Source organism: Lactobacillus sp. ESL0263, from assembly GCF_003692845.1.
In the GTDB taxonomy this organism is placed as follows: domain Bacteria; phylum Bacillota; class Bacilli; order Lactobacillales; family Lactobacillaceae; genus Lactobacillus; species Lactobacillus apis.
Genome location: NZ_REHL01000006.1, coordinates 1 through 22,068 on the forward strand (window position 1 = coordinate 1; position 22,068 = coordinate 22,068).

Genomic DNA, 22,068 nt, shown 5'->3' on the forward strand with positions numbered 1-22,068 from the left:
CTGATCCATTGGAGCCGGAACCATTTGAGCCTGAGCCGTTGGAGCCTGAGCCGTTTGAGCCTGAACCATTTGAGCCTGAGCCATTTGAGTCTGAGCCGTTGGAGCCGGAACCATTTGAGCCTGAGCCATTTGAGTCTGAGCCGTTGGAGCCGGAACCATTTGAACCTGAGCCATTTGAGTCTGAACCATTTGAACTTGAACCGTTGGAACCTGAACCATTTGATTCTGAGCCATTTGAGCCGGAGCCGTTGGAGTCTGAACCGTTAGATCCTGAGCCATTGGAGTCAGAACCATTTGAACCTGAGCCATTGGAGCCGGAGCCGTTGGAGTCTGAACCATTTGAGCCTGAGCCGTTTGAGTCTGAACCGTTGCTGCCGGAGCCGTTTGAGTCTGAGCCGTTGGAGCCGGAACCATTTGAGTCTAAACCATTTGAGTCAGAACCGTTGCTGTCGGAACCATTTGACTCTGAGCCGTTGGAGTCTGAACCATTTGAGCCTGAGCCGTTGGAGCCGGAGCCATTTGAGTCTGAACCGTTGGAGTCTGAGCCGTTGGAGCCGGAGCCATTTGACTCTGAGCCGTTTGAGCCTGAACCGTTTGAGTCAGAACCGTTTGAGCCGGAGCCATTTGACTCTGAGCCGTTTGAGTCAGAACCGTTTGAGCCGGAGCCATTTGACTCTGAGCCGTTTGAGCCGGAACCATTTGAGCCTGAGCCGTTAGATCCTGAGCCATTTGAACCTGAACCGTTGGAGCCGGAACCATTTGACTCTGAACCGTTGCTGTCGGAACCGTTTGATTCGGAGCCGTTGGAGCCGGAGCCATTTGACTCTGAACCGTTTGAGTCGGAGCCGTTGGAGCCGGAGCCATTTGAATCTGAGCCATTTGAGTCTGAACCGTTTGAGCTTGAACCGTTTGAACCTGAACCATTTGACTCTGAACCGTTGGATTCTGAACCATTTGAGTCTGAGCCATTTGATCCTGAGCCGTTTGAGCCGGAGCCATTGGAGTCAGAACCGTTTGAGCCTGAACCGTTGGAGCCGGAGCCATTTGAGTCGGAGCCGTTTGAGCCTGAACCATTTGACTCTGAGCCATTGGAGTCTGAACCGTTGGAGTCTGAGCCGTTAGATCCTGAACCATTGGAGCCAGAGCCGTTTGATCCTGAACCATTTGAACCAGAGCCATTGGAGTCGGAGCCGTTTGAGCCTGAGCCATTTGATTCTGAACCGTTTGATTCTGATCCGTTGGAGCCGGAGCCGTTTGAGCCTGAGCCATTTGATTCTGAACCGTTAGATCCTGAGCCATTTGACTCTGAACCGTTTGAGCCGGAGCCGTTTGAGCCGGAGCTATTTGACTCTGAGCCACTTGAGTCAGAGCCATTTGAGCCTGAGCCATTTGAACCGGAGCCATTTGAGTCTGAACCATTGGAGCCGGAGCCATTTGAACCTGAGCCATTTGAGTCTGAACCATTTGATTCTGAACCGTTGGAGCCTGAGCCATTTGAATCAGAACCGTTTGATTCTGAACCGTTAGATCCTGAGCCATTTGACTCTGAACCATTGGAGCCTGAACCGTTGGAGTCTGAGCCGTTGGAGCCGGAACCATTGGAGTCTGAACCGTTTGATTCTGAACCATTGGAGCCGGAGCCGTTAGATCCGGAACCATTGGAGTCAGATCCATTTGAACCTGAGCCGTTTGAGCCGGAGCCGTTGGATTCTGATCCGTTGGAGTCAGATCCATTTGAACCTGAGCTGTTTGATTCTGAACCATTTGAGCCGGAGCCGTTTGAGCCGGAGCCGTTTCCTCCAGGTTTATATTCTGATTTAACTGTATTTATCCAATCTTCAAGAAGCTTAACTACTTCATCAGCATTCTTAGCATTACCAATTTCTTCAGTACCCTGTTGAACATCCCTATCAATTGCTGCCTTTTGCGCTGCTTTTTCATCATCAGATAAAGTAGGATCGGTGTCAATCGTGTTTTTAATAGGCTGTATCAATTTGAACTTATCAGATAGCTCTGCCTTAGCGTTGGCTTTTCTCTTGTCTAATGTGAATTCTGGTACATATGTTTGGACATCATTTACACCTTTTTCTAACGCTGTAGATAATTTATCCGCATTGGTTGCTGCGTCTATTGCATTTTTAGCACTTGCAGCTGTCGGTCCACTTAGTTTTTTCCATAAATCTGCCTTTTCTGTTGAAGTTAAGTTTTTATCAGCGTCTATTACTTCCTTAATCTCAGCAAGTGCCTGATCTATTCTTGCCTTAGCATTTTTCTTTTGGGTTTCAAGCGGTAACCCTGTTTGGTCAACAATATATTGGAATTCACTTTTTGCTCCACTGACAGTTTGATCACATTGATCGAGCGTTTTTGCAGTTTTTAATTTATCAATATATTTAGTGTATATATTATCAATAGCTCTTATATATGAAGTTTTCTCATCTTGCGTAATATTATCATTCTTATTAACATCAATTTTAGCTTTCTCTCGCGCCTCTCTGATGCTAGTTTCATACGTCCCTATAATATCAGCAAGGTTAGTATACCAATACGTAATTGCTGGATTACCATTACCTATGTCAATAGTCGTTAGCTTAGCACCACTAGCACTGGTATTAGTTGCTTTAGCAAAAACATATCCAGGCATATCTGGCGCATCAGGAAGGGTGACAGTATCCCCGACCCTCCCAGAAATTTTAACTGGGTTTGAAGGAGAAAGATAGTTCATCCGGACCGCATCCTGATAATTCACAGATATAGTTCTTTCATCGCCTTCTACATATATTGGGATAACTTGATCGCTTCCAATAATAGTGTAAGTTCCGGACTGAGTAACCTCACCAACTTTTCCAATATAATAGTGATAACCTCGAGCAATAAGTTGTTCAAACTGCCCTCTTCTCCAATCTATGACGTTACCATAATTTGCAGATGTAGTTGAAGAAGTATAGTTTATATTATTATCATTATTACTAATGCGTAAAGGTAATCCGCCTCGCTCTTTATGATTAATATCTATAAATTTGAATTTAAATTCTTTCGGGACACCTTGAACATAAATATTAAAAATCCTATCTGGAGTTAACGCACTAGTATCAGTCTTTCCTGGAACAAAAGCTTGCTTTGCTTGTCCAGCATTATCAGTTATCTCAAAGTCTGGATCGCTTTTTATGTTTGGCGGAAGTGCAGATTGGCGCATAGTCCAAACATAGTTTTCTGGCATTTCATCTATAGCATATTTTTTGGTAAAAAGATTGATTCGCTGTCCTACATAATTATCCTTATCAGAGAGTGGCACATTCAGAGTTTTTACCACTTTTCCATTTTGGTTAACATATTGAATTGCCATTGATCCAACAGAAGATGTATTTTCGTCGAGATACATCTCCCGAGTTGTTTGTAGTGAACTGAATGATTTTTCAATACGATTACCATTAGGATCATAAAGAAAAATTTTATCATCTTCTATTTTTAAAGCATCAGTAGCATTAACAACTTCATCTGGAGAATCTACTCCCCTCGCCTTAGAACCTGTCCAAAAATCTATTGGCTTCGTTACACCCGTTATTATAAATTTAGGTAAATATGCAGTCGGAAATCTTTCATCGCGATGAACTGAAATTATTCCTGTTGAGGTTTCTATTGGTTTCCCCTCTTCATCACAATAAGATATATTTATTTTTTTGGGTGAGTACATTATAAATCTAGTAATGTACTGCTGATCATTCGCTTCACCACCTAGCCATGGCGTTTTGGTTGTAGATATATCTAATATTGGAGACGTCACCACATTTGACTTTATGTTAAGGGTTGCACCCTTAGCAAACACAACTTGTTGCTCCCCTGTCAATTTAATTGAAGACATAGCCTCGGAATCTAATATATCATGGTTGAAGGTGAAGTTTTCACCAAAATAAAACATTTCGCCGGAGCCAGTGCCATTTATGAAAGGACCCCAGCCATGTTGTGTCCACGTAACATTCTTCCCTGCTCTAAAAGAATATCCTCTTGCACCATCTCCTAGCCCATACATTACTGATCTATCAGGTAATAATTGTCCACCTCCATTTTGATCTTCGAAAATCGTCATCGATGACCCATTCCCCATAGAGATCAAACCAGTTGAGGGTAAATCATCAGTATTAAACCTAAATAAATATCTAGTTTCGCAATACTTCGGATGCGATGTTATTATTTTAACAGAAGCATTATTTGCAAGTTCAAGTCTCGACATTCCACCATAATCGGTATTATTGAAACCACCAGGAAGTTCAAAATAGTTAGTTCCTGAAAGCCTTACTGCTGCGGACCTAGAATTCAATAGGTCTTTACAACCAGTACCATCAAAACCAGAAAGCGTTACATTATCGAGGAAAAGTGTGGCATTAGATTTAATCAGAGGAAATTCTCTTCCAGTAAAGTCAATTAAACTTAATCTACGGTGTATGCCAATTCTAGGTCCTTCAAACTTAAGGGTAGCATTAGTTATAGTGAACTGTAATGCAAATGTAGTTTGACTAAAAGCAAAGTTGTTATATTCCAATTCAATTGTGTGACCATTACCATTTATTACCACACTTGCATTTCCAGCTCTAACTTTAAGACTATGATAGTCTGGCATATCCTTAATATCAGCAGTAACGTTAATATAAGTAACCGTATTATCAGCCCATGCGTCATACAATTCCAAGTAGGAAGAGACATTGGCAATTTTCTTTTGAAAAGCACTTGGATTTGTTATTTGAGTAGGAACGCTAATATCGTTAGATTCGCCTAACTCTGTATATTTCTTTTCCTTATCCTCATTTTGCTTAATTAAGTTTTTGCGAGCTTCTGCAGAACCATCAGGTTCTGACATGAGAGACGCTACAGTTTTATCGTCATCTACCGTGTCTGCCCTTGGAGTTACGATAGCCTGTGAAGCATCTGGATTAGTGTTTTTTTGGTATGCAGAATCATTTGCTTCAGTTTCACTAGTAATTGTGTCGGTCTCAGCAGAGTTAGAAGATATTCCTGCTTTCTCTGTTTCTTCAGCTTGAGCACCTGCAGTAATACTATCTTGAGCTTTAGGAGATTCAGTAGCTGCTTTCGCTTTTTCTGATGTCGCAACGGCTGGTGTTTCAGCTTTTTTAAAGAATGAGTTCAATCCTTCATATGTTGAAACACTTACCTTTTTAGTGATTGGCTTTTTATTTTTATTAACAAGTGGTGCCTTCTCAATCGGCGCCTTTTTTGCATTCTGTTTATTCTTTTTTACTGTTGTATTAGCAGCACTAGCATGATAGCAAGAATTAATGTCATCAATTGCCTGAGTTAAAGTTGCGTTAATGTCAACTAAACTACTGGCTTCTTCTACTTCAGCTTTTGCCTGTTCCAACACCGCATCAACTTGTTTGAGTTGATTGGACTTGTCACTACTTGAAAGTCCAGCATCAGAATTAATTTTGCTTTTTACGGTGGTTGCAGCAGTGTCTAGGTCAACAGAAGAATTCTGTCTGGCATTTTCTATGGATTTAGAGTCCACCGACTGCTGCAAGTCTTGATTGATTCCCTTCTTTTGCTCCGTCTTAGAGTCAATCTCAGCGGCTTTAACTGGAACACCAGCATGACTATCTAGGTAAATTCCACCTAACATAAAAGTTACTAAAGAATAACTAACTAGCCAGCTCTTTTTACTTTTATGTAATTTATAATTTGTGTTTTTAGTCTCTTCGACTAACTTTAAGTTCTTTTTCAAATTATACTCTCCTGTTCATTTATTTACTATATAATGAGAAAGTCTATCACATAAATTAAATTACATAAAGCTGTTTTTTGATTTTTTGAGGACAAATCCTATTTTGATTTTTATCGATATAATCGCTGATATAAAAGCAATTATATCGATATATACAATTGGATTCCAAAGCTGAAAAAGCCGTTTTTAAGTTATTATATTTATATTTTATGTTTACTTTTTATATAATATAAAATTATATAAATAAAGTAACTTTTGTTACTTTATTTAAAAATCGCATCGAATTTTAAAAAATAACACATGTAATAATAGCTGAATAAAATAACTCATATATTTTGTGCTACATTAGATGCATTTACTGTTTGGAGAATTAAAATAATTAATCTTGCCTTTTTTCGGCATTTTCACATCTTTAAACTAGTTAAAGAATTTTTCTTCTCACTCTTTTAGAAGTGTTATTTAAATCTCGTAAAATCGTCTTCATTATTCATTTTCAACCTGCTTATAATATTGTTGTTGATGAAGGGCTACGTATAGTTTTTTAGAATTATCGGTAAACAAAAAAAGCTCTTATTTATTAAAAAAGAGCTTTTTGTCTAATAAGTTTACTGTTATATATTTTTATTTGTTTTGCGGTTATCTTTTTTACTCAGTCCAATGGAAATTCTGTCCGAAGTACTAAAGTTTATTTTACAATCTTTCATCTTTGTATTTGTAAAATAGATTAGTAACCACTGCAGCAAATAAAAAAGTCATCCCTAAAAGTAGGAATGACCTTTCAATATTTAACTCTTATAGAGCAGTGAAAAACGCAATTAAGCCGAAAACAAAGCCGATGGCATTGCAGGCAGCTATTGGAATATCACGATCTTCTTTAAAGAGTCCGTAAATAACCCATAGTAGCGTATTAATTGCTGTAGCGAGTGGCTGGATTGGATTGCCTTTAACTCCATGCAGATTACTAATAATTTGTGGAATGTAGGACACATACATAATAATTGCCGTCACAGAGGCAACCCATCCTAAAATTGTCATTGCTTTTTCTAATTTCATTGCTTCATCTCCTTGTCGCACAATTCTATCATTGTGTAATTCTTCACTCAAGAGCATTTAGTTTGGCTATAGTTTTTAAAAATATAGTCTTAGTTGAGGCCAATTGCTATGACAAAAGCCTTTAACTTCAAGCTTATTTACAAGTTCAGTATAGAACAATTTGACTTAAAACTAGCAAAAAACGAACTGCTAAAACAGTTCGTTTCGCTGATTAACTAATTTTTGTGCTATCAGTAGCTTGATTTAATTAATGAACTAATTGCGTGCTTAATTTCTTTGGGACTTGAGCTCTTATCAATAATTTTGCGAAAAGTTAGATTAGTTTGTAAATCAACAATGAAGTCAAATAATTTCTGTGCACTTAGATAGTCTTGACGGGCAATTGCCAAGAGAAATACATATTTAACTTCATTTTTTTCGTCCCATTTGATTGGTTTATCTAAGCGAGCAAATGATACCTTTGATTTTTTCGTAGCATAGCCTAAGGAATGCGGGATAGCTATTTTTCCACCAATTGCGGTTGAATACATCTTTTCTCGTTCATCTACCCGTTGTTTGAAATCTTTGTTAACAATTTTTTTACGCTCTAAGTTTTTAATTAGCATATCGAGTAATTGCGCTTTGGATAACGGTTCTTGCACTAAGTAGATATTTTCCTCATCAAACAGCTTATTAATCGCGCGGTATGGATTATTAAGTGACTTCAAATATTCAGACAGTTGCAAGATATCATTGTGAAAATTAGTTAAATCAATTTGAATCACTGGTACCTTGGCATCAGTCAAAGGTACCATCGAAATGAGAAAGTCATTACCACTTGCTTTACCTGCTAGATACTCATCATAGGTATAAGTTCCCGTAATGTTTAAAAAGGACGCAAACTGAGTTTGCAATTTTGCGCGTACAAGTGCAGCTGTTGAAATTCCATTCCCGCAAATTAGTGCAGCGTTTTTTTGAGACGAAAGATTTCCCTGCCGCTCAATCGAGGCACCTATATGCAGCGTGATGAAGGAGAGCTCATCGTCATTCAATTTTAAATTGAGCATGTGCTCCAAAATTGGTGCTGAATAAGCCGTAATCTCATATGCATAGGGAAAAGTGGACAATATGACGTTTAACAACGGATTCTTCCGATTACCATTAACCGTCTTAATTTTCACTAGATTGGTTAAGTGTTGCGTCAAATTAACCCGTAGTTCACGATCATCTAATAAATCGATTGCAAACTCTTTTTTGATGTTTTCCAAAAAAATCGTAATGGCACTATTAATATTGTCCTTTATACTAACGTGATCATTTTCACTTACACATTCAGGATAATTCAAAGCAAAATGATAAATTAGGTCATTGGCCTCTACTTGATTGAACTCCACTTGGAATTCTGCTTCCAATTTTTGAAGTAGCTTTTGGACAGTGCTCTGAACTGGGGGCTTAATTTCCACCGAATTACCAGTCTCTAAACGGTAACCCATCTTAATTCTCGAAATTGCTAAAGCTAGATGCAAGATAATGTTTTTAGTATTAATGTCCGATAAGTGGTAACTATAATGACGTAAAAAACCATGCACCGTTTCTTTTAACAAGTTCAAATCTAAGTTAGCAAAAATACTCTTCTCGCGTTCTGTAAAGTCAACGATATAGCTATTCGACTTCTTATTAATAAGTTTACTAATAATAAAATTGCGTTTGGCAGATTCAGAGCCGTCAACATAATACTCATCTCCATCTTTCACAACTCGTAGTCCAAAATCACTGAACTCTTTCTTAATTGTTACCAAGTATGTGAAGAAGGTATTATCACTGATAAACAGCTTCTCTGTCAGATCATCTAATTTAACACGACTATTAACCAATAAGTACTGCTCAACTTCAGCAATTCGCTCACCTGAACTTGAAGCCGGCAAATCACTTCGTGCCAATTCCGTTAGCTTTTGCTCAGTTTTTTTATCAAAATCACTTAGGTAAAAGCCCTCGCCTCGCTTATTTTTTATTTCAACTTGCAAGCTGCTTAATTCACGATTTAATGCTTGAATATCGGATCTAATTGTTCTCGTACTTACATTGCACTTTTGAGCTAAAAAGGAGGCAGAAACGTAGCGGTTGGCGGAATTATTTAATAAAAATTCGAGGATTATTCCCAATCGTTTATAAGATAGTTTCATACATTCACTTCTTCTCATTTAGTTATATAAGTTACAAACTGCTATATTTGCTTGATCAAGGTCAACATGTCATAAGGGGCAACTTGGTAATCCTGGTCAATTATCTCTTCCAAACCGTTCACTACAGTAAAGCCAGCATCCTTTAGATAAGAAACATCAACCGCTTCTTTTGTCGGATTTGAAAGACGGAGAACCAAGTTGTTTTTAATTGTGTATGCAGGATACAGTGCTGAAACTTCAACATTTTGTTTGATATTTAGCCAAGATTCAGTTTGTTCAATCTTGGTTAATTTTGGTGAAAATTCAATATCCCATAACTTGTTATCAAGACGATTAACAAAGAGATTATATTTTTGCATCTGGTAACTAACAGATGGTGCATACCAATCGCTGATTACTTTTGTCAGTCTATTTTCTGCAAGCTCAGCATTACTTGGGGCATACAAACCAAACGAGAACTCATTAGTTCCAGTTTCTTGAGCTAACGGCGTTGGCATCATAATATGGCCAACAGAAGTTGTGTCTCCGGATGCACGTCCAGGACGCCACAATAAGTCTGATTTACCCAGTTGTCCCGTAGTTGCCATAAGCGTGATATAAAGGGAATCGTCAACTTTTTCATATTCCTTTTGACCAGTTCCAAAGAAATAGAGACCGTCTTGCTTATCATGTAAGCCGACTGCACGATCAAAAATATAAATGTTGACTGGTTTTTCAACAAATTCATCGTTCCAATTGTCATCAATCGCTTCATTTTCTGTTTGACGAAAACCACCTTGAATCTGCGCGTGTGCCGTCTTAGTCGTAATACCAGTTTTTAGACGCAAGCGTAAGCGGTGCGACAAAGCCTGATTATCAATCGTTAATTTGGCTGAAATCACATCCGAAGTGGCTGCTATCGTTAAAATTAATTGATAGCTCACATCAACTGTTTTAGGCGCTTCGCCATCAACCCGGTCTTCCAAATCAAACGGTAATTGCCATGTGCCAGTTAGAATCAATCTTTCAATTCCATCAGCAACTTCTTTTTTGATTGTTCCATTCCAATCAAGTCGCTTCTCTTCATCCCCTCGAAGTGGCGAGAAATCATAGGTATCACCATCATTAGCTTGATCATAAATACTAATAACATCATTGAATGTCTTGTATTTAGTACTTAAATAAAAATCCCCATCTTCAAAGGCCAGTTGAACCCGGTGATTACCAATTGATTTTCCACTTATGCTCTGGAACTCGTCTACTGCTTGATCACTATCCTCGAAATGAAGCACTTGATAACCTAAACCAGCCATTTTTACTTCTAGACTGACCTTGAGTTTAAAGTAGCCTGGTTCATCCTTAAATTCATAGCCGTTTGGCGTTAACTGCATAATATGTGGACGCGATTTAACTTCTTCTTTGCCCACAATCACAGCCTTATTCTCTGCTGGGAATTTAACTTGACTACTTTGACTAACTACTTCAACTGTTTTGCGTCCATTAAACTCATACGGATCAGTATTAAAGACAATGACATCGTGATCAGACAGATTTAGTCGTTGTGCGATTCTCTTCTTAATATAGTTTTCCACACCATCAGCAATCTCGTTTGCTTGCTTAATTCGGTGCTCCATGTCAACTGCAACATTATCAGTAACACTTCCACCCAAAGTATCATGTGGTTGCAATTCAAATAATAATTTCCACAGTTTAACCACAATTCCATTTGAAATTGGAATATCTGCATACTTGGCAATTACCATAAGTGGTTCCAAACGTCTGGTAATATCTTGTTCAAGTTCAAAATTACTACGCTTATTACGCGATCTAATCGATGTAATTGTCCTGTGAACTCGAGAATAAGTTGGATATCTTAATTCCCCTTGATATTCTGGTAGTTTCTTAGAACGTAACTTGTTCATAAACTGTGGATATGTACTTATTTCGACATCATTTTGCGAAAGCTCGTTAACTTTTTCAATTGTTTTTGAAACATCATGAATGATGTTCATTTGATCGATTCCAGAAGGAACCAAAACCTCATCATTATTGCCATTTAATGCTTCAAATTCAATTCCCTTATCTAAGCGATTTTTGACAAAATCTTGTAAGTTGCGCTTTGATTCCAAATCGATTTGACCGGTGTAATACCCCAGTGGGAAATTAGCCGCAAAGACAGCTTTGCCACCTATTGCTTTCCATTTAAAGTATACAGAATTAGTTTGTCGTTTAAAATTCGTCCCACGCCAAGATAAAAAGTCATGGATTCCCACTTGGTTTAAAATCATTGGCAAGTTAGCATTAAAGCCAAAAGTGTCAGGCAAATAACCTAACATCATTGGCTCACCATAATTTTCTCTTGCGTCGATAATACCGATAATCAAGTTACGCAATAACGACTCAGCACTCGGTACCATTGCATCTGTTTGGGTATACCATGGTCCAATGAATAACTGCTTTCGGTTAACTAAACGGTGAATTCGTTCCTTAGCTTCAGGATGAATTTCGACATACTCGTCCACAATTGACATCTGGCCATCCAAAGTAAAGTTTGCTTCTGGATGATCCTCAAGTTCGTCCAAAACTTGTGTAAACAATTGGTCACTTAAAACCTGAGCATCCTGAGTAGTGAAATACCATTCTCGATCCCAGTGTGTGTGATTTACAAAATATGCTTTAACCATAATTTCTCCTATAATTCAAAATAAACTGTCATGAACTTAGCGTGATTAATTTCTGGCAAAACAACTGTCCGGTTGTCTACCTGCAAATCCGCAATTTTGTTTCCTAATAAGTCGACTAGCTGTACCACTTGTGGTTGCTTATTAAACGTAATTTTGTCACCTACAGGATGAAACAGCGGATTATACAATCTCATTTGATAGCCTGTGCCCTCTTCTGTTTGTTCAACCGTGCTGATAACTAACTGGTCATCGGTCTTAAAGAGACTGAGTTCAGGATCAACTGTTCGCTTAACCGGATTGAATGGAAAAGTTAATCGACCATTCAAAAATTCCGCATATTGATAGACCTGTAGTGGTGTCTCAAACGCTTTAACCTCGCTAGCCAAAGCAGCCTGATCATAGCCAGTTTGCATGGTTGTCATGGCTAACTCGAAGGATAAGTGCTGATTTAGTTCAGCCTCAGGCGTTGGCACAGTTTCATCCCCCGATGCTCTTCCAGGTCGATAGAGCAAGTCGCGTTTTCCTAGCATTCCATATGTCCGGAAAACAGTTAATCTAATTGTGGCGTTATCTTTTCCAATACATTCGTATTCACGAACTCCTTGTGGAATAAGTGCAAGTCCACGTTCATCATCGGACATCGCAACAAAGCTTTGAACAGTGTTAATCGAAATTGGCTTTTCTTGCCACGCACCTTGATTTTGATGCCAGTCCCTTAAAGCTTGCTTCTTCGTCAGCGGACGTTTTATCGTACCAAACTGAATGTCGGCAATACTTGTATTAGTAACTACTTCACTGTCAAAATCGATGCATAAACGGTGACTCTTTGGCAGTCTGTTATCGACATTAAGCTCAAATTTGATCAGCTTTGATGCCTGATCAAGTGTCACTATCATTTGCGTTGGCATCTTCACATCAGTCAAGCCCTTAGCCCGAGCAGCCAAATCACTCGGTACACTAAAATCATAGTCAATAATTAATTTGCTACTTAGTGCATTTTGGATGCATTGTGAGCAATGCGGTTGTGCTGTTGAGTAACTAACTAAATCCTGTTTGGCAGGTGAATAGTTGTAGGAGTCACCATCATCACCATTTTCTTCTAAGATTGCTTGTTTCTGATATAAGTGATTATTCAGTTTATCCAAAATGTCTAAACTACCATCAACATTTACTGAAATTTGATAGAACTCGTTTTCAATCTTGGTTCCAGTTTGTCTTGTTGGTAAGTCTATTTCCTGGTCCTGCTCTGAAACCAAAGATAACTGCTTGTAACCAAAAGCGGGGATGTTTGCTAACCGTAAGTTCACATCAAGCTGATACACTTTTTCCGGTAAATAAATTGCTTGACCAGGATCAAGTTGAATTGTTGAGGACGTAATTAACTCAGTTACATCTTTGACAGCAGTGATTTCAAAGGGGATATTTTGCCCGTTATAATCTTGAATTTTGAAGTTACGACTTGGGGAATATATCCGTTTGCCTATCACACCGCCACGTTCAACTGGCAACGTATTGAAAACAGTTAGTGTAATTGGGTGACCATCATTTTTAACACCTGTAGAAATCTGCCGCAAAGTTACTTCAACCAGTGCAGTCGCTATATCTTCAACCTTTTGGTAGCGTGCTTTAATATCAGCGTTTACCCGATCAGACACACAGTTTCCCATTGAATCATGTGCTGCATTCTTAGCCATTTTTTTCCACAAGTCTTCAAGCGTTTTAGTTGGATAAGGCAAGCCAAAATAGCTTCCTAGTGCAAGAACTGGTTCTACAACATTCGCAAGATAATTTTGCAATTTGGTGTTAAGGGCTTTTAAGTCGGCACGTGAAGATGAAATTGACTTATGAACACGCATGTCCTTGCCACAATCCTGCTCTCCCGTAATCAGCCGCAATTCAGGTTTAGCTTCTTTAACAGCTGTAATGTAATCCTCGAGTGAAGCAACTTCAAAAGTGAACTTTCCTTTATTTGCTTGATTAAGCCGCTCGATAAACTCAGGTAGGTCAAAACGTAGCGGTGCCATATCAGAGCCATTTGGAAACAGCACATTATCAGTTGAAGCTTGGTCAACAACCGTTTTAAATGGTTCTTCAGTCATTAACTGGGCTAGCTTAGTTTCATCGACTACGCCACCAATAAAGTAACCACAGGCCATCCGGAAAACACTGATTTCTGAGCCGTCCTCACCTTGCCAAGTAAATTCGGATTGCTTAGTATCATCAAGTGAAAAGCCGCGGTACAAAACAGCATCATCAATACCAAGCTGTTGATATATTTGGGGCATACTTGACTCTTGACCAAATGAATCAGGAACATAGGCAATATTCATATGGCCACCTAATTCATCGCTCTGCTTCATTCCAATACGTAAATTGTTAATAATGCTTTCCCCAGAAGCCAGATATTGATCCGTTTGGGTATACCATGGTCCGAGAATTAGTTTCTTTTCTTTAACTAACTTCTCAACCCGGTTTCGCTCTTGCGGACGCCAATTTAAATAATCCTCGATTAGTGAAGACTGACCGTCCAGCAAAAAAGAACCATATTGTCCTGAAGCTTCAAGATGATCAAGAACATCTTTTAAATCTTTTAGTAGATATACTTTCGCTTGATCTGAGGTAAAGAACCATTCCCTATCCCAGTGAGTATGTGGAACGACAAAAACTTTTTTTACCATTTTTTCTCCTAAAAATAAAAAACTATAGCTAGAAAAGATTGATTTGATTCCCAACTATAGTTTTTTCGGTTTCATATTATTGGATGTTTAATTCAATATCATCATCACTCATTGATTCTTCACCAGGTGTAGAATCTTTGTCAGTAAAGTCAGCAACTAATGGAGCGACAATTGCAATGAACAAAGCACAAACTAGAATTCCGCCGAGGTAAGCTAAAATATTGTCGGCTGTTAAAATTCCAGGTAAACCGCCTAGAGGTGGGATATGTGATTTAACACCTAGCCATGCACCTGCTGCTGAACCAAGTGCACCACCGATAACGTTTACAATGATTAATTGAGGAGCTTTCATCATGAATGGAATAGCTCCTTCAGTAATTCCAAATGTACCCATAATTAAGTTGTTATGACCCATCTCTAGCAATTCTGCTGAGAAACGCTTCTTAGGCCAAATGAAACTCATAAGTGCGTAACCCATTGGGATTGCACAAATGGCGATGTTAGTATAGAGACATGGTTGGTAAATTCCTTCGATAAAGAAGAAGTTACCTACACCCCAAGCTGCCTTGTTGATAGGACCACCAAGGTCTGAACCAATCATGGCGCCCATAATAGCAGCTAACAAAATAGCGTTAGTCTTTTGTTCTACCATGAACTTAACCCATGAGGTTAAACCATTATTAAGCCAGGCAAGTGGCGGCGTTAAGACTACACCAACAAACAAGGCAACCGAACCAACGGTTAAAAGTGGCATAACAATTAATTCAATAGCTGAATTCCACTTTTCTGGAACTTTGATTTTACGGCACCAACGCGCAACATAACCTGCAATCAAACCGGCTGCAATCGCACCGATGAAACCAAGCTGGTTATTGGTTGCTAATTGTCCACCGATAAAGCCGGCTCCCAAAGCTGGTTTGTCACCAAGCGCATAAGCAATGTAGCCACCAATAACCAGGTTAACTAGGCCGATACCAATCCAACCAACGGAGTTAATTTGATAAAGCAAGTGGAAAAAGCCACCTGTTTTGGCAAATTTAGAAAGGTCACCATAACCAAAACACATACCAATTAATTGCGGAACACCAACAACTAGCGCACCACCAATAACTGTCGGGATCATGTAAGAGATCCCACTCATAATGGCTCCTTCCCATTCCTTCAAAATTCTCTTCATTTTTAGTTCTCCTTCTTAACCGCAGCAGCACACTTCTTCAAGACAGCTTTAGGTGCCTTGATACAAGTGTTGATATCTACTCGAATAATTGGTTTACCTTCAAAACGTTCCATACTAGTGATTTTTTGATCAGATGCAATCAAGACAAAGTCAGCCGCATCTGCTTCTGCTTGGGTAATTGGATTAACTGGACCCATCATCCCTTGTTGCTCAATTCTGACATTCCAATCTAATTCCTTACCCGCTTTTTCCAAGGCTTTCGCTGCCATTGGGGTATGGGCTAATCCAGCTGGACATGCTGAAACTCCTACTACATTCATGGTTATTCTCCAATCTTTTGATTAATAAAGTTGGCTATCTCTTCTTTAGAAGTCAACTGACGTAACTGTTGTTTGAAATCATCCTCAAGTAAGGCAGTAGACAAACTTGCTAACATTTTCAAGTGCTCATCCCCAGCATTTTCTGGTGGCACCATCAACGCAAATACATCCGTCACTGGCTTGTCATCGTATGTTTGCCAATCAAGTGGTGTGGTCAATCTGAAGTAGATAAAACCTGGCCGCTTGACTGTCTCCGTTTTTGCATGTGGGATTGCAAAACCGTCTTCTAACCCAGTTGGATATTCTTGTTCTCTTGCCAAAAAGCTTTGCTCTAGTTCACTTGCATCTGCAGCAAAACCTGCATTACAAGCAACTTGCGAAGCATACTTTAAAAAGGAATCAACACTTTGCTCATTGACGTCCAAATAAACGTCATTAGCTGAAAATTTCATTACCTGTTCTCACTTCCTTATTTTGAAACCCTTTACATTTATTTATACTAGACTGTTATCAATATTTTGTAATTACAAGCTTTTTCCATATTAAGTGGAAAAAGCATATTTTTATTCACAGCTAATAAACAAGGTGCTAAAGCACTTTATGCAAATATGTCGCAGACTTCTGCGATGATTTTTGGCACAAAAACAGAGTCATTTTTTTGGAAATGACTCTGTTAGCGCGCCTAAAATTGTTCTTTAATCTAATTCGGCATTTATTAAGTAAGGTTAAAGTAGTTAAGCAAATGATAATCTTTCTTGAAAATTTCTAAAGCTAGGTATTCAAAATTGCACATAAGTTCAAACCATAATAAAGTATAAAACGCACTTTGTTAATGCACAGTTTACCTAGCAAGGAGGGAAATTGCTTTGAAGCAGAAAAGAACAATTGACTTAATTGAAGATGACTATTTTACTGGTGGAGATTGGCACCTAAAAATCGAGCAAACAAGCATAGCTTTGCTCGGCTGGCTATTTGTTTTTTTGCCCTTTTTTGGATTAGTCCTACCACTTTGGCAGCCTCACTTTGCATCCCTACTCCCCTTTAACTACAATACTGCTATTTTGCGTCCACTGGAATTTTTAGCAAAATTCTTTGACGATTACTTTGTTTTTATCAGCATCTCCTACCTAACATTAACTTTTTTAAACAATTACCGTTTTGCTACTAGCTGGCGCGACCATCTTGTAATTGACCAAGACCGGCAACAAGAACGCTCGCAACTAGTCGAACAGGCCTGGCAGGAGAAATTTGGTAGCTCTGACGAACGGCACAACTGCAATTTTTACTGTGTTGAGCCGCAAAAAAACCTTGAAACTGACTTTGCCCAGACACTATTTGCCAAAGGAGAAAGGAAGTTATGACATCAATCTGGCTCTTAGCTAAAACAGTTTTTAAAGTATTATTTTTGATTTTAGTTTCCTACCCAATCTTAGGCGGTTTGGCCTGGTTTGTCGGTGGACTTTGTTATAAATATGTTTTTAAAAACAAAAAGAGGGACTTCACGATTTTGGACTCACGTGAACAGCCCTTTATTACCATTATGGTTCCCGCTCATAATGAAGAGGTTGCAATTGATGAAACGATTAGCTATTTACTTAATGAGTTAAACTATACTAATTATGAAGTACTAGTGATCGATGATTGCTCAACCGACAATACGCCCAAAATTCTGCATAAATTGCAGCAACAATCTAAACGATTGCGTGTAATTCGCTTAGCTGAAAATAAGGGTAAGGCTCATGCTTTTAATATTAGCCTCGCTTTTGCTAAAGGTGATTTAGTGCTTAGCAACGATGCGGATACACTTCCAGAAGCAGATGCTCTGATGCGCTACGTTAATTATTTTAATAGTCCCGAAGGGCAAAATATCGCTGCCGTGACTTCTAATGTGGAAGTTAGAAATAGAACCAAGTTGATTACCAAATCTACCACAGTTGAATTCTCAAGTATCGTTGGCATTATTAAAAGGGCCGAAATGGGTGTGTTCGGCAGTATTTTTGCCTATAGCGGTGCGAACACGATGTACCGCAAGAGTGCCTTAATTGATGTGGGGATGTTTCGGCAGGACCGGGCAACCGAGGACATTAGTGTTGCTTGGGACCACCAACTGAACAACTGGTTGGCAGTTTTTGCCCCTGAAATCATTTCTTACACACTTGTTCCAGAAACGCTCAAAGAACTCTACCACCAACGTAAGCGCTGGGCAAAGGGTGGCACCGAAGTTTGGTTGACTAACTTAAGAAAGGTTTTACGCCATCCACTCAAAAATTTAGGTGAGTCATTAATGTTACTAGATCAAACACTAAGCATTTGCTGGTCTTTCTTCTTCTGGTTAGCCACATTTGTTTTTACTTATTTAATAGGTAATTTTGCATTTACACAAAATTGGTCTCAGTTAGTTTACTTGTTATTTTCCGCTTTAATCTTGATTTGCTTTGAGATGATTGCGGGTACAATGCAATTAGTTATCGCACTAATGATTGACCGCAAAGGCAATAAGATTGAGTATTTACTATTTGCACCAATTTACCTATTATGTTTGTGGATTATCAACACACTTACTATTGTGACAACTTTTATTCCTGCAATTAAAACTATCTTGGGTCATGGCTCTGGAACTTGGGTCAGTCCTTCACGCTAATTTTTATTTTATCCACACAAAAAAGCCACCTAGCTCTATGCTAGATGGCTTCTTTTTTTCTAATTATGCAAACCATGGTTCCATAATTGTCAGACTTGGCTGATCAAAGTCGATTTTCGCTAACGCACCATATGGCAATGCCGTATGTGGATAAGCGTGACCAAAATTGGCGTTATACAAAATAGGTGTATTGTATTCTTGTGTTACTTCAAGCAGTTCTTTTTGATATTCAGCAAAGTACTTTTTGTTTTGAGGTTTGCCAACTAAAATTGCTTGCGCATTTTCAAGAATTCCGGCTTCAGCAAGGCGCGTCAACTTTTTCCGATACAAAGCTGGTTGCGGCTGTTCTTCAGAAGTTTCAAGAAAGATGATTTTGTCCTTAGTTTCTTCTGGCTTTAAAAGCAATTGATAACGTGCAATCACTGCTGGTTCATCTCTATAGCGTTCTCCATCTAATGCATCATAAATGCTATCGATACAGCCACCCCACAAATGACCTTGAACTTGCCCGTGTCCACGCAAGACTTGATATCCAGAATCTTGGTGACTGACACGTGGTTGGCCAACTTGGGCAGCAGAAAAATCTGTTCTTTCCTCATACCAAGTTTCACTCGCCGGAATTTCAGTAGTGGCAGGATTGGTGAAAAAGTGCTCGATGGTCTTCTTCGTATACGGCAGCATTTTTGTATCAAGTTCTGCAAAATCGTTTAAAAAGCTTGGACCATAAAAACTCTGCATCCCTAGCCGGTAAAACATCAGATGGTCAATTGTTGTGTCCGAAAAACCGGTGAACAGTTTTGGCTGCTTAACCACCGCCTGTTTAAACTCTTCGTCTTCCATTAAAAATGGCAAAATTTTGAATGTGTCATCGCCGCCAATAGCCGCAACTATTCCTTTTATTTCTGAATCAAGAAAAGCTTGTTTTAGATCGGCCGCCCTTTTTTCGGGATGATTTTTGACGAAATCAATTCCTTTAAGCGCATTGGGCATAAAAACAGGGGTTAACCCAAGTTCTTCAATTCTTTTTTTACCCAGCTTAAGTTGATGAGCTGCAAAGTCCTCACCTAGTGTTCCCTGCGAAAGGCTCACAACAGCAATTTTGTCACCTTGAGCTAATTTAGATGGTTTTTTCAACATTATAATCCACTCCTTCTTGTGCCGTTTGCACTTAGTAAAAAATTGTTATTGCTGATTATGCTGGTTTAAAGACAAGAAGTCAATTTGAATTAAAGATGGTTTTGAAAATGAGTTCAGTTACTTTAGTCCTATTCCACTGTAATTAGTCCTTTAAAGACTTTCTTCATCAATAAAGGATAAAATTGCACCGTCAAGCAAGCGTGACTGAATTTGAAAATGCATGTTTCCATCTCCTCTATACTATATTTTATATAATACTGTAGAACTTAAAAACATGTTATGCAAGCCATCAGATTGCAACCTAAGTGTCAATTAAACTTCAATTAGTTAAGTAACTAATGAATTTTACGCTACTACATCACTCTCATTTACATCTTTTTTTAATTTTAGTTCCATAATGTATTGAATTTTAAATCATCTAGTGTATTATTTATATATGACAGCAGTACAAAAGGAGTGAATAAAATGAGTTTAATTGAGGCGCGGGATATTACACGTACTTATGGGAATGGAACAACTAGCTTTCAGGCATTACGCGGCGTTAGTTTGAAGATTGAAAAAGGAGAATCAGTTGCTATCATTGGTAAAAGTGGCTCTGGCAAATCAACCTTAATGCATATTATGGCTTTACTAGATCATCCCTCTTCAGGCAGCATTTTACTAAATGACCAACCAACAGCAAAAATTAAGGCAAAGTCATTAAACAAGTTGCGAAACCAGACTTTTGGCTTTGTTTTTCAACAGTTTTTCCTCAATGCACAAGATAGTGTTCTTGAGAACGTTATGTTGCCAATGAAAATAGCCGGTGTAACTGGCAAAAAACGACGTGAATTAGCAACTTCTGCACTTGAAGCGGTTGGTTTAGAAGCAAAAATGAATAATAAAGCTAGTGCTCTATCAGGTGGTCAAAAGCAACGCGTTTGTATCGCCCGAGCACTTGTTAACAATCCAGAAATTATCTTTGCCGACGAGCCAACAGGTAATTTAGACTCTAATACCGGTGCAAAAGTTGAAGATATTCTTTTCAAACTGAATCGTGAAAAAGGTATTACCTTGATTATCGTTACCCACGATCCAGACTTAGCCCAAAAATGTGATCGTCAAATCCAAATTAAAGATGGTCAAGTAGTGAAAGGAGATTTCTAATGAAATTCCGTGATATTTTAAACTCTGCTGGATCCAACTTATGGCATAACAAAGGAAGAACTCTATTAACTATTATTGCCGTTTTAATTGGTTCTTTAACAATTAGTATTACGCTAGGAATCAATACGGGTGTTAATGACTATTTACATAAACAAATTGGTAACGTTGGTAACACTGAGCAAATGATTATTTCACCGCAATACTCGGCTGGAGATGGTACAGGACCGCAGAAATATAGCACTAAGAAAAGTAGTCAAAACGCTGACGGCATGATGACTAAAAAAGATGTCGAAAAAATCAAGCGCACTAAAGGAATTAAAAACGTTAAAGCAATGAAAGATGATAACGTTGAATATGCTCAAGGTAAAAGTAAGACTAAATATGTGATCAATGCGCAAACTACCCTTGGTATCAAATATGATTTATTTGCTGGTAAACAAGTGGCTACTTCTGGAAATAAATCAGAGATTTTATTGACAAAAGAAATGGCTAAGGCTTTTGGCTATAAAAATGTTCGTAAAATTCTCGGCAAAAAGATAAACTTGGTTGTCATTTCACCTGTTACCAAGAAAAAATCAACTATCACTGCAAAAGTTGTTGGTATTAGAAATGAGAGTATGGTAAACAGCGGTCAATCAGTATATAGTCATGGCTTAAGTGAAAAAATTGTTGCCGCCAATCAAGATGGTCTGCCGAAAGCACTTAAAGATCGTTATACCGAAGTTGTGGCAACTCCAGTTGGAAAAAGCGACGCAGCAGTTGCAAAGGCTGAAAATGCTCTTAACAAAAAGGGCTATGACGCACAAACTCTAAAGGAAGCCGTCAAACAACTATTTCAAACTTTCAATGCAGCAACAGGTGTGTTAATTATCTTTGGGGCAATTGCATTGATTGCTGCTAGTTTCGGTGTTATCAATACGCTTTACATGTCAGTTCGTGATCGAACACGTGAAATTGGTTTGATGAAAGCCCTTGGCTTAGGCCGCGGGAAAGTATTCTCAATTTTTAGCTGTGAAGCTATTTTAATTGGATTAATCGGGTCATTGTTAGGATTAATTTCTGCAATGGGCTTAGGCCAATTATTGAATAAAGCAGCAACAAGTAGTTTCCTTAAAGGAATAGATGGTTTTGTTTTAGTCCAGTTTAATTGGTCCAGTAGCTTGTTAATCGTCGGTATCATTTGCCTAATTACATTTTTAGCAGGAACGTTGCCAGCAAGACGAGCTGCAAAATTAGATCCAATTACGGCCTTGCGCTATGAATAAAAAGATAGGATCACTTGAGTAGTCTAACTTCTTTTTAAATCGTAATTAATAAAAAATAGGTACAGAGTTTTATATTACTCTGTACCTATTTT

At 38.5% G+C, this 22,068-nt stretch carries 13 protein-coding genes; 4 read left to right on the forward strand and 9 right to left on the reverse strand.

What is annotated here, in order from left to right; genetic code table 11:
* The 8 genes from F5ESL0263_RS06395 to F5ESL0263_RS06430 form a co-directional block, all read right to left on the reverse strand.
* A partial coding sequence (locus F5ESL0263_RS06395; protein ID WP_122035731.1) for a DUF1542 domain-containing protein occupies positions 1-5,734 on the reverse strand: 5,734 nt, incomplete at its 3' end.
* Between the two features lie 792 nt (positions 5,735-6,526).
* Positions 6,527-6,787, reverse strand: a complete 261-nt coding sequence (locus F5ESL0263_RS06400) for a SemiSWEET family transporter (protein WP_074425732.1) — start codon at positions 6,785-6,787, stop codon at positions 6,527-6,529.
* A gap of 230 nt (positions 6,788-7,017) precedes the next feature.
* Positions 7,018-8,949 (reverse strand): BglG family transcription antiterminator, encoded by a 1,932-nt coding sequence (locus F5ESL0263_RS06405; RefSeq protein WP_158593023.1) that lies wholly within the window; start codon positions 8,947-8,949, stop codon positions 7,018-7,020.
* Between the two features lie 41 nt (positions 8,950-8,990).
* Positions 8,991-11,612: an alpha-mannosidase gene (locus F5ESL0263_RS06410; protein WP_122035735.1), complete on the reverse strand. Its 2,622-nt coding sequence runs from the start codon at positions 11,610-11,612 to the stop codon at positions 8,991-8,993.
* An 8-nt stretch (positions 11,613-11,620) separates the two neighbouring features.
* Positions 11,621-14,290: a glycoside hydrolase family 38 C-terminal domain-containing protein gene (locus F5ESL0263_RS06415; protein WP_122035737.1), complete on the reverse strand. Its 2,670-nt coding sequence runs from the start codon at positions 14,288-14,290 to the stop codon at positions 11,621-11,623.
* 76 nt (positions 14,291-14,366) lie between these two features.
* The gene (locus tag F5ESL0263_RS06420) at positions 14,367-15,467 is read right to left on the reverse strand and encodes a PTS fructose transporter subunit IIC (protein ID WP_046307501.1); all 1,101 of its coding nucleotides are present in this window, start codon (positions 15,465-15,467) and stop codon (positions 14,367-14,369) included.
* A 2-nt stretch (positions 15,468-15,469) separates the two neighbouring features.
* On the reverse strand, positions 15,470-15,787 hold the full coding sequence (locus F5ESL0263_RS06425; RefSeq protein WP_046307502.1) for a PTS fructose transporter subunit IIB: 318 nt from the start codon (positions 15,785-15,787) through the stop codon (positions 15,470-15,472).
* A gap of 2 nt (positions 15,788-15,789) precedes the next feature.
* Positions 15,790-16,239: a PTS sugar transporter subunit IIA gene (locus F5ESL0263_RS06430; protein WP_046307504.1), complete on the reverse strand. Its 450-nt coding sequence runs from the start codon at positions 16,237-16,239 to the stop codon at positions 15,790-15,792.
* A gap of 414 nt (positions 16,240-16,653) precedes the next feature.
* On the opposite strand from F5ESL0263_RS06430, the gene F5ESL0263_RS06435 reads away from it, so the two are divergent.
* Positions 16,654-17,148, forward strand: coding sequence for a cell division protein (locus F5ESL0263_RS06435; RefSeq protein ID WP_122035739.1), 495 nt, complete (start codon positions 16,654-16,656; stop codon positions 17,146-17,148).
* Positions 17,145-18,428, forward strand: a complete 1,284-nt coding sequence (locus F5ESL0263_RS06440; protein WP_122035741.1) for a glycosyltransferase family 2 protein — start codon at positions 17,145-17,147, stop codon at positions 18,426-18,428. Before F5ESL0263_RS06435 ends, F5ESL0263_RS06440 begins: the two co-directional genes overlap by 4 nt.
* Before the next feature lie 63 nt (positions 18,429-18,491).
* On the opposite strand, the gene F5ESL0263_RS06445 is transcribed toward F5ESL0263_RS06440, so the two are convergent.
* Entirely contained in the window at positions 18,492-19,562 is a 1,071-nt protein-coding gene (locus F5ESL0263_RS06445; RefSeq protein WP_370448859.1) for a S66 peptidase family protein, read from the reverse strand.
* 468 nt (positions 19,563-20,030) lie between these two features.
* On the opposite strand from F5ESL0263_RS06445, the gene F5ESL0263_RS06450 reads away from it, so the two are divergent.
* Together F5ESL0263_RS06450 and F5ESL0263_RS06455 are read left to right on the forward strand one after the other, a co-directional pair.
* Positions 20,031-20,711 carry an ABC transporter ATP-binding protein gene (locus F5ESL0263_RS06450; protein WP_122035744.1) on the forward strand — a complete coding sequence of 227 codons (681 nt, stop codon included), beginning with the start codon at positions 20,031-20,033 and terminating at the stop codon, positions 20,709-20,711.
* Positions 20,711-21,976, forward strand: coding sequence for an ABC transporter permease (locus F5ESL0263_RS06455; protein WP_122035746.1), 1,266 nt, complete (start codon positions 20,711-20,713; stop codon positions 21,974-21,976). Before F5ESL0263_RS06450 ends, F5ESL0263_RS06455 begins: the two co-directional genes overlap by 1 nt.
* Positions 21,977-22,068 lie beyond the last annotated feature (92 nt).